The organism is Cobetia sp. PDI-12MA (genome assembly GCF_059507695.1).
In genome coordinates this window covers 3,163,423-3,177,343 of sequence record NZ_CM183351.1, presented here as the reverse complement: position 1 = coordinate 3,177,343, position 13,921 = coordinate 3,163,423, and the positions used below count along the sequence as shown (strand labels likewise).

12 protein-coding genes and 1 other RNA gene are annotated in these 13,921 nt (G+C 65.5%); 10 read left to right on the top strand and 3 right to left on the bottom strand.

Going from position 1 to position 13,921, the window contains the following annotated elements; genetic code table 11:
• Positions 1 to 24: 24 nt before the first annotated feature.
• From AC5WNI_RS13545 to AC5WNI_RS13535, 3 genes are all read right to left on the bottom strand, one after another.
• Entirely contained in the window at positions 25 to 1,236 is a 1,212-nt protein-coding gene (locus AC5WNI_RS13545; RefSeq protein ID WP_175088410.1) for an ABC transporter substrate-binding protein, read from the bottom strand.
• Between the two features lie 92 nt (positions 1,237 to 1,328).
• A complete protein-coding gene (locus AC5WNI_RS13540) occupies positions 1,329 to 3,026 on the bottom strand; it encodes a sensor histidine kinase (protein ID WP_487886209.1) in 1,698 nt (565 codons plus the stop codon).
• The gene (locus AC5WNI_RS13535) at positions 3,023 to 3,856 is read right to left on the bottom strand and encodes a response regulator transcription factor (protein WP_175088411.1); all 834 of its coding nucleotides are present in this window, start codon (positions 3,854 to 3,856) and stop codon (positions 3,023 to 3,025) included. The genes AC5WNI_RS13540 and AC5WNI_RS13535 overlap by 4 nt, the downstream gene beginning before the upstream one ends.
• A gap of 179 nt (positions 3,857 to 4,035) precedes the next feature.
• On the opposite strand from AC5WNI_RS13535, the gene AC5WNI_RS13530 reads away from it, so the two are divergent.
• The 10 genes from AC5WNI_RS13530 (at position 4,036) to AC5WNI_RS13485 (ending at position 13,920) form a co-directional block, all read left to right on the top strand.
• Positions 4,036 to 5,214, top strand: coding sequence for an AbrB family transcriptional regulator (locus AC5WNI_RS13530; RefSeq protein ID WP_254626974.1), 1,179 nt, complete (start codon positions 4,036 to 4,038; stop codon positions 5,212 to 5,214).
• A gap of 129 nt (positions 5,215 to 5,343) precedes the next feature.
• An RNA gene (gene ffs, locus AC5WNI_RS13525) (signal recognition particle sRNA small type) lies at positions 5,344 to 5,440 on the top strand.
• A gap of 416 nt (positions 5,441 to 5,856) precedes the next feature.
• Positions 5,857 to 8,079, top strand: coding sequence for a DNA polymerase III subunit gamma/tau (gene dnaX, locus AC5WNI_RS13520; protein ID WP_175088412.1), 2,223 nt, complete (start codon positions 5,857 to 5,859; stop codon positions 8,077 to 8,079).
• 163 nt (positions 8,080 to 8,242) lie between these two features.
• The gene (locus AC5WNI_RS13515; protein ID WP_175088413.1) at positions 8,243 to 8,575 is read left to right on the top strand and encodes a YbaB/EbfC family nucleoid-associated protein; all 333 of its coding nucleotides are present in this window, start codon (positions 8,243 to 8,245) and stop codon (positions 8,573 to 8,575) included.
• Positions 8,575 to 9,201, top strand: a complete 627-nt coding sequence (gene recR / locus AC5WNI_RS13510; RefSeq protein WP_043333870.1) for a recombination mediator RecR — start codon at positions 8,575 to 8,577, stop codon at positions 9,199 to 9,201. The genes AC5WNI_RS13515 and recR overlap by 1 nt, the downstream gene beginning before the upstream one ends.
• Before the next feature lie 219 nt (positions 9,202 to 9,420).
• Positions 9,421 to 10,602: a ribonuclease D gene (gene rnd / locus AC5WNI_RS13505; protein WP_175088414.1), complete on the top strand. Its 1,182-nt coding sequence runs from the start codon at positions 9,421 to 9,423 to the stop codon at positions 10,600 to 10,602.
• A gap of 115 nt (positions 10,603 to 10,717) precedes the next feature.
• Entirely contained in the window at positions 10,718 to 11,074 is a 357-nt protein-coding gene (locus tag AC5WNI_RS13500; protein ID WP_306424362.1) for a YcgL domain-containing protein, read from the top strand.
• 69 nt (positions 11,075 to 11,143) lie between these two features.
• On the top strand, positions 11,144 to 11,623 hold the full coding sequence (locus tag AC5WNI_RS13495; protein ID WP_054555633.1) for a YcgN family cysteine cluster protein: 480 nt from the start codon (positions 11,144 to 11,146) through the stop codon (positions 11,621 to 11,623).
• A gap of 317 nt (positions 11,624 to 11,940) precedes the next feature.
• Positions 11,941 to 12,567: a TetR/AcrR family transcriptional regulator gene (locus AC5WNI_RS13490; protein ID WP_175088415.1), complete on the top strand. Its 627-nt coding sequence runs from the start codon at positions 11,941 to 11,943 to the stop codon at positions 12,565 to 12,567.
• Between the two features lie 84 nt (positions 12,568 to 12,651).
• Positions 12,652 to 13,920: an efflux RND transporter periplasmic adaptor subunit gene (locus AC5WNI_RS13485; RefSeq protein WP_487885760.1), complete on the top strand. Its 1,269-nt coding sequence runs from the start codon at positions 12,652 to 12,654 to the stop codon at positions 13,918 to 13,920.
• Position 13,921 lies beyond the last annotated feature (1 nt).

Here is a 13,921-nt window from a genome sequence, read left to right as displayed (position 1 = left end):
GCTAGCCAGCCCTGACGACACGCATCATTGGTTCAATTCTGGCGGCGTGGCTGACGGGGGGTGACTCTGATTCTGGCCCTTGCCCTGGCTCGCTTCACTGGCAAAGGGAGCAGGGGCCTCGAATTCCAGTACCCAGCGGCTCAGGAAACTGGCCTGCTTGAGGCGATCGAGTGTCGCCAACAGGCCCGGGCCGATCTCGATCGGGCGTAGCGCATCGCCCAGTTGCTCGCGCATATGCTGTGCGCTGCCCTCGCCACTCACCTCGGGGTGCAGTGCGCCCAGCTGGCTGTCGCTGGCCACCGCCTGCTGACCCTCCAGACTCAGCCACCAGTCGAGAAAGGCCTCACCGGCCTCGGGGTGAGGAGCCTGCTGGGGGACGAAGGCCAGCCGGCGCTGAATCAGCACGTAGTCTTCCGGCACGATCACCACCAGCTCCGGGTGGGCGCGGGCGAAGGTCACCGCATAGGGGCCGACCAGGTTGTAGGCGATGTCCACCTCGCCGCTGGCCAGTGCTTCGAGCATGGCGCCGCTGGTGCTGACCAGTCTGGCATCGGCCTGACCCATGGCGCGTACCAGCGTCCAGTAGCGCGGCGATTGACGGGCATCGGACACGGCATAGGTAAAACCGGAGCCGCTGCGGCGCGGGTCATAGCTGATGATGCGACCGCGTAGCTGCTCGCGGCGTGTCTCGAGGAGATGCCAGAAATCGCGATGGCTGCGCAGCACATCGAGGGGGTTGCGCAGGCCGTCGAGGTCCGCCAGTCGCTTGAGCGCATCACGTCGCGCCACCATCACGATCGGCTCGAAGCTCATCGCATACAGCTCATTGCGCCAGCGTGAGTTGGCCGGCCAGGCGGCCAGATTTGGTGCGTCGAGTGCCAGGGCGTGCCCCTGGTTGGCGAGTCGGTACTGCAAGCCCATCGCCGAGGAAATCATCAGGTCGGCCTGCGGCGTCAGCGGTGCCTGCAGATACTGTGCTTCAAGCCCCAGGGCGGAGCGATTGACGTAGTGCAGCACTCGCTCAGGGTGCTGGCGGCTGTAACGCAGCAGCAGCGGACGAATCTCGGGCAGATCCAGCGCGGCGTGGATCGTCAGGTCGGCCGCGAGGCTGGCGCCACTGTCAGGCGCGGGCGCCGTGAGTGGCTGGCCGCCCTGCAACCACAGCGATTGATGCTCTTCGAGCAGCGGATCGAAAGCCGCCCGGGTCGCCGCCTGACTGACGGGGCTCACAAGCATGGCCAGCGCGAGGCAGGCCGTCAGTCGTCCAGCGCGCCGTCTGCCCGAGCGGTGATTGTCAGAAAGCTGTCGTCCGGTTGGCGGTCGTCTCACTAGCATGCTGTGCCTCCTGTCCTGGCAGGCTTGCCGGCCTGTGCTGATTCATCATCCCCATCCATTCTCACCTCAGGCGCTGCACAGGGTGCCAGATGCAGACTGACGCATAGCCCGCAGGACGCGCCTGGCTCGTTTGCATCGTTTGCGCGGGATGCAGAGTCAGCAGCCTGCGTCACGCTGCGTGCTGTCGAGTCGCTGAGCGTCAGGCGCGCATCGTGGTGTCGCGCGATGCCATCGACGATCGCCAGCCCCAGTCCGGCTCCCTCGTGATGCTTGAGCTCATCGTGCTGCTGCGCCGGCGTCTGGACATGACTGTCGGGCTGGGTGTTGCGGTGGAAGGGGCGCAGCACCAGCAGGCGCCGTTCGGCATCGATGCCCGGGCCGTCATCCTCGACACTCAGCCGCCAGCGGCCCGCCAGTGTGGCACTGTCCGCTTGCGCTGGTAGAGCATCGCTCGGCGCCGCCATCCGGCTCAGGGTGAGTGTGACGGTGCGCGCGCCGTGCTTGCAGGCATTGTCGATCAGGTTGGCCAGTGCTTCCTCGAGCTGCCACTCGACGCCCAGCGTCCAGGCGGCGCCATCGATATCCGGGGCGATCTCGAGGCCGAGGTCCACCCCGGCGCGATCACAGCGCAGGAACAGGCGGCTGACGGTGGCGCGCGCCAGCGCTGACAGCTCCAGCGGCACGCGCGGCGGCTGCACTTCCGGGTTGTTGAGTCGTGTCAGCGACAGCAGTTGATTGGCCAGATGTGCGGTATGGCTGGCGGTGGCCTGCATCTGGCCCAGCGCGGCATGCCAGGCGCTGGGGTCCTGCTGACGCAGTGCCAGCTCGGCGTGAGCGGAGAGTCCCGCCAGCGGGGTGCGCAGCTGGTGGGAGGCATCACCGATGAAGCGCTCCTGATTGGCGCGCACGCGGCGCATGCGCGCCAGCAGGTCATTGATGGTGTGCTTGAGTTCTTCGAGCTCGCGCGGCAGGGGCAGGTTGAGCGGCGCTAGGCTGCGAGAGTCACGTTCGCGAATGGCGCGACGCAGCCGGGTCAGCGGTGATAGCGCCAGCCGTACGCCGATCAGCACCACCAGCAGCGCCAGCGTGGCCATGCCCGCCAGACGCACCAGCGAGCCACTGAACAGCTCACGCGTCAGGGTGTCTCGCCCCTCGCGGGTATGGGCGACGCGAATGCTGTAGCGCTGGCCGTGGCGTGGGTCATCGCCCCAGCCGCCCAGCCGGGTGTCGAGGCTGCCCAGCCGCAGTGCCTGCCCCTGCCAGGCGATATCGCGAAACGACAGCTCTCCGCTGCGTCCGAGCGATTCCTGTGGGGTCAGGCGACCATCGGCGGCGCGATTGGCGTCCGGCAGGTGGGTATTGCCGGTGACCTGCTCGCCATCGGCGTCCACCAGGCTGTAGAAGACGCGCTCCTGGGCGTCGGTTGCCAGCATCTCGAGGGCGGCGGGCGGCAGATCGAGCCACAGCTGGCCGTCCTGCCATTTGACCTGCTCCGCAATGGTGACCAGCGCGGCCTCCAGCAGCCGGTCATAGGCGCGGTCCGCTGCCTCGCGCGCCGACAGGAATGCCTGCACCAGCAATAGCGTGCCCAGCGCCAGCAGGGGCAGCAGCAGCCAGCTCAGCAGGCGCCGATAGAGGCTGATGCTGCGTTTTGCCGCCGTCTGCGGGCGTGGTGAGGGGGCGGAATTCAAGCGCTGCCGTCCGTGGTCTGTTCCAGTAGATAGCCAAGGCCCCGGATGGTGCGCAGATTGACGTCGCTGCCTTCCAGGCGCTTGCGCAGGCGATGCACATATACCTCGATGGCGTTGTCGCCCACGGCTTCCTCCTCGCCGAAGGCCTCACGGGTCAGGCGCGCCTTGTCCACCGGCTCGCCGGCATGCTGGATCAGACAACCCAGCAGGCGCTGTTCGCGGGGCGGCAGCGCCAGTGGGGAATCGGCGATCAGAAAGCGTGCATTGAGTGGCTCGAAGGCCAGGCTGCCGAGGGTCAGGCGTGGGGCGATGCCCGGCGAGGGCGCTGGCTGCTGACTGGCCTGCTGGCTGGCCTGAAGAGTGACATGGCGGCGCAGCAGGGCGCGCACGCGGGCTTCCAGCTCATCGAGCACGAAGGGTTTGGCAAGATAGTCATCGGCGCCCAGGTCCAGCCCGCGCACGCGATCTTCGATGGCGCCGCGCGCGGTGAGAATCAGCATCGGTGTCTGGCGGTCGTGCTGGCGCAGCGCGGCGAGAATCTCGAGCCCGGAAGCGCCGGGCAGGTTGAGGTCGAGCACGATCAGCGCGAAGCCGTGATCGCGGTGGGTCGACAGGCATGCAAGTGCCGCAGCGCCATCGGCCAGGTGGGTGACCGCAAGGCCCTCGGCGGAAAAGACGCTGCATAGCGTGCTGGACAACAGGGCGTCGTCCTCGACCAGCAGCAGGGCCGGGGGCGGTGCGGTGGCTGGGCCACGCGCTGAGGCGTCAGCCGCTGAATCGTCAGCCGTTGAGCCGTCAGCCGCTGAGGGGAGTGAGTCGGGAGAAGTCATCCGGGCTCCGCAAATGCGCGTGAGGTACGCGACAAGAGTGATGAGAGTCAGGCTCAGGACCGGTCTGCGACCTGCAGTGGCCGCTTGAAGGCGTAATAATGCCTCAAACAGGCAGCCAATGGCGCTTGCGCCAGCGTATCATTGGTGGCCTGTTTCGTGTCGCTGACAAGGAAGCCAGCATGCCATTCATTCCGCTGCAGCGCCTCAAGGTGCGCGCCTCTCGTCTCTCGCCAGCCCATTGGCTCACGGCTGTCATGTCGCTCAGGGCTGCTATCTCGCTCACGGCTGTCACGTCGCTCAGGGCTGCCGTCTCGCTCAAGGCTGACGCGCCGCTCAGGCCGCTGCTGACCTCACTGTCGCTGGGCGTGGTGGGTGGTTGGCTGTTCCAGCTCACCGGCATGCCGCTGGCGTGGATGCTGGGGCCGCTGGTCGCCAACCTGCTGGGCGCGATGGCCGGGTTGAGGCTCGGTGTGCCGGACCGCCTGCGCAACCTGTTTCTGGGCGTACTGGGTCTGACGCTGGGCGCGCGCGTCTCACCGGAGCTGGTCTCGCACCTCTCCAGCTGGTGGTTGTCGGCGTTGCTGCTGCTGGCGGGGGTATGGGCCTCGACGCTGGCCTGCGCCGCCTGGTATCGCCGCTGTGGTTTTGACGCCACCAGCGCGTGGTTCTCCTCGGTGCCCGGTGCGCTGACGGCGATGGTGGTGATCGGCGAGCGCATCGGTGGCGACCCGCAGCGCATCGCGGTGGCGCAATCCTTGCGAGTGCTGCTGGTGATCATGATTCTGCCGCCGCTCTATTGGGTGCTGGAAGGTGCGTCGGGCACGCCCGGCATTGGCAGGGATGTGGCGGTAAGCGGCCTGTGGTTGATCGCGGTGCTGCCGATTCTGCTACCCCTGGCCAGGCGACTGCGCATACCGAATGCCTCGCTGCTGGCGCCGCTGTTGTTGGCGCTGGTGCTGTCGCTTGGCGACGTGGTGCGTTTCTCGCCACCGGTGTGGGGCACCGATGTCATGCAGCTGGTACTGGGCTGCGCCATCGGGGCGCGCTTCAAGGGTCTTGCGCCGCGGGTGCTGGTCGGGGTGATGGGCCAGTCGGGCGTGGCGACCCTGATTTCGCTGTCGGTGCTGGGCTGCTTTGCCGAATTGATCCATCAGCTGATGGGGGTGCCACGTGACGTGGCCTTCCTCGCCCTGGCCCCTGGCGGTATCGGCGAGATGGCGCTATTGGCGGTGGCGCTCGATCTCGACCCGATATTCGTCGCCTTCCATCACCTTCTGCGCCTGATCGTCCTGATGCTGTTGCTACCCGTGATGGCGCGTCATTTCCGTCACCGCCATGCGCGTGAGGCAACGCTATAGCCCGCGGCGCGATCTCCCCTTGTGAGGGCGGCGATGCGCTGTTATAGTGTGCGCCTTGATCACGCCAAGTGCTTGAAGTTCAAGCGATTGGCTCGGTAGTTTACCAAATGATCATGTTTGTGGTGGCCCTGTCGGTCCTCCCGCAATGCTAGGCTGCAAACCCCGCCAGGCCCGGAAGGGAGCAACGGTAGTGGCTGACGCGTGTGCCGGGATGTGGCTGATGGGGCCGCCTCCATTTCAGGGCCCTGAAAATGGCTGCTCGTGAAATGTCCGCATCATCCCGCCTGCTGTGCAACGCTCCATCGCAACCCCTTGCAAGACCTTCGCTTCACGCTGCCTGAAGCCTTTCGCCACACCCTCGCTGTCTGAACCTGTCATCTCCTGCCTGACCCGAGCCCCGCTTGGCGTTTCGTCGTACCCGTAATTCGGGGGCGCACCACGCCTGTCATCCGGCGTCGTGCCCTCAATCCTGATGCGCAAGTGGCATCGCGCTTTGAAGCCACACGGCAAGTCGCTAGAATGAGCGCATTCTCAGCGAGGCCACGTCATCGGTCTCCGTCTGTCGATCGTCGGGGGTAACGCCCAGCCGGGTCGTGCAGATTTCAGCTCATGTTTCAGATCGCCCAAGGAATGCCCCGCTCAATGAGCTATCAGGTATTGGCGCGCAAGTGGCGCCCGCGCAATTTTCACGAACTGATCGGTCAGGAGCATGTCAGCCGTGCGCTGGTCAATGCCCTCGATCAGGGGCGCCTGCACCATGCCTATCTGTTCACCGGGACCCGCGGTGTCGGCAAGACGACGCTGGCACGCATTCTGGCCAAGTGCCTGAACTGCGAAGAGGGCGTCAGCTCCAGGCCGTGTGGCGTGTGTGGCACCTGTCGCGAGATCGATGATGGCCGCTTCGTCGACCTGATCGAAGTCGACGCCGCCTCGCGGACCAAGGTCGAGGACACGCGTGAGCTTCTGGACAACGTCCAGTACGCGCCGACCCAGGGCCGCTACAAGGTGTATCTCATCGATGAGGTGCACATGCTGTCGACCCACAGTTTCAATGCGCTGCTCAAGACGCTGGAAGAGCCGCCGCCCCATGTGAAGTTCCTGCTCGCGACCACGGATCCGCAGAAATTGCCGGTCACCATCCTGTCGCGCTGCCTGCAGTTCACGCTCAAGAACATGCCACCGGTGCGCGTGGTCGAGCACCTGTCTGACATTCTCGCTCGCGAGGAAGTCAGCTTCGAGGAAGACGCACTTTGGCTGCTCGGCAAGGCCGCCGATGGCTCGATGCGTGACGCCATGAGTCTGACCGATCAGGCGATCGCCTTCGGCCATGGTCAGGTACGGCGCGAAGATGTCGCCGCCATGCTCGGCACGCTGGATCACCGCCATGTGCTGGCGCTGCTGGAGTGTCTGGCCTCGCTGGACGCCGCGAGTCTGCTGGCGGAGGTCGCGACACTGGCCGAGCAGGGGCCGGACTACGGCGGGGTGCTGGACGACATGGCCTCTGTCTTCCATCGCCTGGCGATCGCCCAGATGGTGCCGAGCGCCCTGGACAACGGGCATGGCGACCGTGATGCGCTGCTGGCGCTGGCCAGCCGTTTCACCGGTGAAGACGTGCAGCTCTATTACCAGATCGCCCTGCAGGGGCGTGGCGACATGGCCAACGCCCCGGATGCGCGCACCGCGCTGGAAATGACGCTGCTGCGCATGCTGGCCTTCCGCCCGCAGGGCGTGCCGCGCCCGGCGCAGACGCCGCTGCCGATGACCGGCCAGGCGGAGGGGGCGAACGCGCCTGGCGCTCAAGCCCCGGCGCCTGTTCAACAGGCTCCTGTTCAGCAAGCTCCGGCTCAGCAGGCCCCTGTTCAAGAAGCCCCGGTTCAGCAGGCTCCTGTTCAAGAAGCCCCGGCTCAGCCTCAGCAAGCGCCGGCGGCCCCGGTGGCGCCCGCGCCCCAGCATGCCGCATCAGTGGCCGCGCCAGCGACCGACGCACAGCCGCCGATGGCCGACGAGCCGCCCCCGTGGGCGACGGAGGACGTTCCGCAGGACGCCCGGGATGCCGGCTTTCGCGACGTAGCGCAAGACGCGCCTCAGCCAGCGGCCGCGCCGGTGTCGGCGCCAGCGCCAGAACAGACGGCAGCTCGCGCACAGGCGCCCGCTGCGCCCAGTTCGGCGATGTCACGCCTGAGTGCCGCCTTCGGTTGCGCGCCAGCACAGCCAGAAGCTGCTGAGTCATCGGCTCCGCAGCCCGCTGAAGCCGTACCAGCAGCACTAGAGCCCGCTGAACCTGTACCAGCAGCGCTAGAGCCCGCTGAGTACTCAGCGCCAGCACAACCCGAGCCCGCTGCATCGCCGGCGCCTGAGCCGGTCGCAAACGAGCCAGCCGTGGCAGCGCAACCGATGCCGGAGCCGGCACCCGCACCTGTGGCTGCGCCCACGTCAGCCCCGAGCGCCCCTAGTGCCGATGGTCGCTTGAATCACGCCGCATGGCTGGAGCTGTTCCCCTCGCTGGGGCTGGGCGGCATCACGCGCAATATCGGCGCTCATTGCCTGGTCGAGCACGACGACGGCACCCACCTCAAGTTGAGGCTGGACCCCGCCCAGTCGGCGATGATGGCCGAAGTCCACCAGGAGCGCATTCGCAAGGCGCTGGCGGGCCAGGGTGTGGAGCGTGCGCTGGAGATCAGCGTCGCGCCGCTGCCGGAGGGTCTGGAAACGCCGCACAGTCGTCGCATTCGTCTGCTGGGCGAACGTCACGCGCGCGCGGTTGAAGCCTTGCGTGCTGACCCGCATATCCAGTCCATGGAGCAACAGCTGGGTGCTCGTCTGATCGAGGAAAGCGTCAACTCCTTCGAGCCGGACAACTTCTGATCGAGCGTCGGCGGTGCCGGGCATCGCTGACGCTTCCCCGACTTCGCGGTGCGTGTGCCGACAAGGCACGCATACCATAGGCCGGAGGTGCCACGACATGGCACGTCGGGCAGACGGCATTTATCGTTAGGTCATGTTCAACACGTTATTGATGAGGTGAGCCATGTTCGGTGGAAAAGGCGGTATGGGTAACATCATGAAGCAGGCGCAGGAAATGCAGGAGCGCATGCAGAAGGTCCAGGAAGAAGCCGCCAAGGCGGAAGTCCAGGGCGAATCCGGCGCGGGCATGGTCAAGGTCACCATGAACGGTCGTCATGACGTCGCGCGCGTCGAGATCGATCCGAGCCTGATGGAAGAAGACAAGGAACTGCTGGAAGATCTGCTGGCGGCCGCCGTCAATGACGCGGTGCGCAAGGTCGAAGTCAATTCCAAGAAGCAGATGGAAGAGGCGACTGCTGGCTTGAACCTTCCGGCCGGCTTCAAGATGCCGTTCTGATGGGGTTTTCGCCGCTGGTAGATCAGTTGCTGGATGCCTTGCGCGTGCTGCCGGGCGTTGGCCCGCGAACGGCACAGCGCATGGCGCTGCATCTGCTGGAGCGTGATCGCATGGGCGCCGATCGTCTGGTCGGCGTGCTGGGTGAGGCGCTGGAGCGCGTCGGCTATTGCGCGCGCTGCCGCACGCTGACAGAGGAAGAGGTCTGTCAGCTGTGCCTGAGTCCGCGGCGTGATGAGCGCGTGCTGTGCGTGGTGGAATCGCCCGCCGACCAGCTCGCCATCGAGGGTGCGGGAGGCTATGTGGGGCGTTACTTCGTGCTGCACGGTCATCTGTCGCCGCTGGATGGCATCGGGCCCGAGGATATCGGGCTGGATGCGCTGGAGACCCGCGTCCGCGAAAGCCAGATCGAGGAGCTGGTGCTGGCCACCAACCCGACGGTCGAGGGCGAGGCCACCGCACACTACATCGCCGAGCAGCTTCGCGATGTGCAACACGGTGGGCAGCCGCTCAAGCTGACGCGTCTGGCCTATGGCGTGCCGATGGGCGGCGAGCTTGAATACGTCGATGGCGGCACGCTCAGTCGTGCCTTCAGCGGCCGTCTGCCGTTCACCCTCGGCGAGATCTGATGCGATGCCGGTGCCGATGCTCGGCACCGGCATCGATGTCGAGGCAGCTTCTGCAAAAGGCAGCTTCGGTATCAAAGCAACTACAGCAGCACGTCTGCGGGCGTGGTGGTCAGGAACCACCACGCCCGCGGTCGTTTACCGCCCGGTGTCTGGCGAGTGCCCGTCACCTTCAATTACCGCTTGCCCGGGCAAGCCTGTCACCACGAGATTTCCTTGCTGATGAGTGATCAACCCGCCACCGCACTGCTGTCAGAACTCGATTTCGAGGCCGTCTGGATCGAGACCCCCGAGGCGCTGGCTGCTGCCTGTGCAGAACTGGAAGGCGCCGATTGGCTGGCGTTGGACACCGAATTCATCCGCGAGTCGACCTTCTTCCCGATTCCGGCACTGGTGCAGTTGATGGCCGCCCGTGACGGCGAGCTGCCCGGTGCGGACGGCAAGACGCCGCGCATCTTCCTGATCGACCCCACCGTGGTGCCGGCCAGCGAGGCGCTCAAGCGTCTGCTGGGGGCAGAGGGTCCGCTCAAGCTGCTGCACGCCTGTGGCGAGGACATGGAAGTCTTCCTGCGCTGGGCGGGCGTGGCGCCGACGCCGCTGATCGATACCCAGATCGCCGAAGGCCTGACCGGCGGCGAAGCCTCGATGGGCTATCAGCGTCTGGTCGAGCGTGTGGTGGGCGTCACCGTGCCCAAGGAAGAGACGCGTTCCAACTGGCTCAAGCGCCCCTTGAGTCAGGCGCAGTGCGACTACGCCGCGCTGGACGTGCTGTTCCTGCCGCAGGTGTGGTCCGAGCAGCGCGATGCGTTGCTCGAGCTGGGCCGCATGGCCTGGCTTGAAGAGGACTGCCGGGACCCGGGCAGCAGCGGCGGTGCCACACCGGACCCGGAGTACTGGAAGCGTCATCGCAGCCTGTGGAAGCTCTCGCCGCGTGGCCTGGCCGCCTGGCAGGTGCTGTGCGACTGGCGCGAGGAGCAGATTCGTCTGCGCGACGTGCCGCGTTCGCGCCTGCTGGCCGATGCGCAGTTGTTCGGTATCTGTGAGCGACTGCCGACCAATCGCTTCGAACTGGCCAAGGTCGATGGCATGCATCCGCCGCAGATCAAGCGCCACGGGGACACCGTGCTGACGCTGCTCAAGGACGTGGCGATGATCGATGACAGTCAGCTGCCGCGCGTGCCGCCGTCGCCGTTGGCGCCGGAGTGGAAGAACTGCATGAAACGCCTCAAGCGGGAGGTCAATGCGGTGGCCGAGGCACAGCAGCTCAAGCCGGAGATTCTCGGCAAGCGCCGTGACATGGAAGCGCTGGTGATTGCCGATCACGAGGGCGAGCCGCTGCCCTTGCCGCAGGGCTGGCGCGGTGAGCTGCTGGCCGCGCGCCTGGCCAAGGCGCTCGAGAGCTGACGTACGCCGATTCCGTGGGCCAGACTGCAAGGGGCATGCGCGAGGCTCGCGCAGCCTGGCTTGCCAGCAACACAGGTCATGAACAGGCCAGAAACCGATAGTGAGCTCTCGGGTCATGCCCGTGACGCCAGAGCTCGCTGATGCGCGCAAGCGCTGCAAGATGATGGGTAGCCCGATGACAGACGACAAGATGATCTGCGAGATCTACAAGAGCGCCAAGAAGGACGAGATGTACCTCTACGTCGAGAAGGCGCGCGGACTCGAGGATGTGCCGGAATCCCTGCTGGGCATCTTCGGCACGCCGACCCCTTTGATGACACTGCTGATTCGTGCCGACAAGCCGCTGGCGCGCGTTGCCAGCACCACGGTGCTCGAGAAGATTCGCGAGCAGGGCTTCTATCTGCAGATGCCGCCGGCCAAGGAAAACCTCCTCAAGGAGATTGGCGTGACGCCGCCGGAAACGCATTACTGACGCCCTGTCCGGCAGACAAGACCGTACTGATGAAACGACCCTGCTGCCCGGCAGGGCGAGGAGAGCAAGATGAGCGATGTTCCGCAGCCTGACGGCGGAAAGCGTGAGCGTTTCTGGGAGCGCCACGCACTCTCGGAGCTGAATACCGCCGAGTGGGAGGCGCTGTGCGACGGTTGTGGCCAATGCTGCCTGCTCAAGTTCGAGGATGAAGACAGTGGCGATATCGCGGTACTCGATGTCGCCTGTCGCCTGCTGGATGTGCGCAAGGTCAGTTGCCGCGATTATCCCAATCGCGCTACGCGCGTGCCGGGCTGCATTCCGCTGGATGTCGAGACGGTGGGCAAGCTGCGCTGGCTGCCGGAAACCTGCGGCTATCGCCGCCTGAATGAAGGCCGTGAGCTGCCCGAATGGCACCCGCTGTTGACCGGCGATGCCAAGAGCGTCAAGCGTGCCGGGGTCTCGGTGTCACGTTTTGCCGTCTCCGAGGTGTCTGTGCGCCAGCAGGACCTGGAAGACCACATCATCGCGATCATCGACCCCGAGAGCTGAAGCGCGCCGCGGGCGCGTGTCAGATTTCAGGTGGATGCCTTCAGAAAGCGCAGCTCGATGAGCTGCGCTTTTTCGTATCTGGCAATTCGTATCTGGCATTTCGAGTCAGGCATTCACTGGCCTTGTATTTGACGCCTCTGACCCTCAGTCACGGCTTGATCTTCCACATGAGATAATTTGCATGAGTTGATTTGCACGACCCAAGGCGCGGGCGTGCACTCAGGTACACAATGCCTGGTTGAAAATAAATGAACGTTCATTTATTTTGTGGGGATTCGCTCAAGACCAGAACAGATCAGACCAGAGGCAGACGGGCCATGCGCCATCGTGATGAACACAAGCAGCAGGCGTTGCTGGAAGCCACGCTGCATGAGGTGGCCGAGCATGGTTTTGCCGTGACCTCCGTGGCGCGCATCGCGCGTGCCGCCGGCATGTCGCCCGGCACGCTCTATCTCTACTACCGTGACAAGGATGACCTGCTGGAGGCGACCTTTCGTGAGGTCAGCCGTCGGATCATCGCGGTCGCCATCGAGGCCTTCGAGGCCGAGCCTGTAGAGGCGCTCGAGGACGAGCCGTCAACGCTGCCGCCGGCCGCCCAGCAGCTGAAATCGGCACTGTGTCGGGTATGGAATGCCCTGGTGGCATTGGGGCGCCATCAGCCCGCATTGTTCCGCTTTCACGATCAGTTTCTGCACTCTTCCCATATGCAGGATGCCCTGAAGGTGGCCAATCAGGAGCGCGCCGCGCCCTTGCTGGACGCCTTCGCGCTGGGCCAGCAGACCGGCATTCTCAAGCAGATCGATCTCGCCCTCATCGAGGTGTTCATGTTTCGGTCGATCTACAGCCTGCTGCAGGGCTCCGGTTGCCAGGTGCCAGCCATCAGTGATGACAGCTTCGACCAGGCCTTCGAGATGGCCTGGGACGCGATCGCGCTTCGCCAGTGAGGGCAGCCAACCCCGCAGCGCACGCCGGACAGATGACAGATTTTCGCTTGTGCCATTTCATTCCAACGATTCAAGGGCCCGCTGATGAAACTTCGACCTGGTGCCATGCCACACCTGCGTACTCCTTTCGCCTGGCGGGGAGGCCGCGTCCTTCAGCTGTTAGGCGGACTCCTGCTGGCCCTCGGGCTTGCGGCCTGCAGCGAGGCCGAGGCACCGCTGGAGAAGCAGAAGGTGCATCCGGTCAAGTTGCTGTCGTTGTCGGATGAAGGCGGCGGTGTCATCCAGCGCTATCCCGGTGTGGTCGAGGCCTCGGAGCGCTCCAACCTGTCGTTCCGCATCGGCGGTGAGCTGCGCGAACTCAAGGTCCAGGCCGGACAGGAGGTCGAGAAGGGCGAGTTGATCGCCCGTCTGGATGATCGCGATGCCAGAAGCGAGCTCAACAATGCCCGTTCCAGCTTCAATCTGGCGCAGGCGACCTACAAGCGCATGAAGTACTCGGTGGAGAAGGGCGCCATCAGCCGGGCACGCTTCGATGAGGCGCAGGCCGAATTCCAGTCTGCGCAGGCCCAGTATTCCCGGGCGCAGGACCAGCTCAGCTACACCTATCTCAAGGCGCCCTATGACGGGGTGATCGCGCGCGTGCCGGTGGACAACTATCAGGTGGTCGCCGCCCAGGAAACCATCGCCGTGCTGCAGCAGCCGGGGCAGATCGATGTGATCTTCAACATGCCGGAGCGCCAGGTGCGCGCCATCGATCGTGAGCGTGCCGCGGCCGGGCGCCTTGAGGATGCCGCCCTGGCCTGGGTGCGCTTCGGCAGTGGTGAGACGCGCTACCCGGCCCGTTACAAGGAGCACGACACCAGTGCCAGCGAGGGCTCGCTTAGCTATGAAGTCACCCTGACGCTGCCGGAGCCGCAGGACATCACCGTGCTGTCAGGCATGAGCGCCACCGTGGAGCTGGACATGCAGCAGCTGACGGCGGCGACCCAGGGCCAGTGGCGCGTGCCGATCGAGGCGGTGGTCGCTCAGGAGGAAAGCCCGGACCTGCCCGTGGTGTGGCGCTACGTGCCCAAGGGCGGTGACGCCCAGGCGAGCGCATCCATCAACACGGACGCCACCACGGACACCGGCTCAGACGACGGCAGGAATGAGGGCAAGAGCGAGGGCAAGCAGCAGGAAGTCAGCGCCCAGGGCACCGTCGAGGCCGTGCCGGTCACGGTACTGCAGGCCACCGGCGAAGGACTGGTGATCACGGGAGAACTGAGTGCCGGTGACCGACTGGTCACGGCGGGCGCCAGTCGCATGGAAGCCGGGGAGCCTGTGCGTCCCTGGGTCAAGGAAGCGGGGCTCTGAT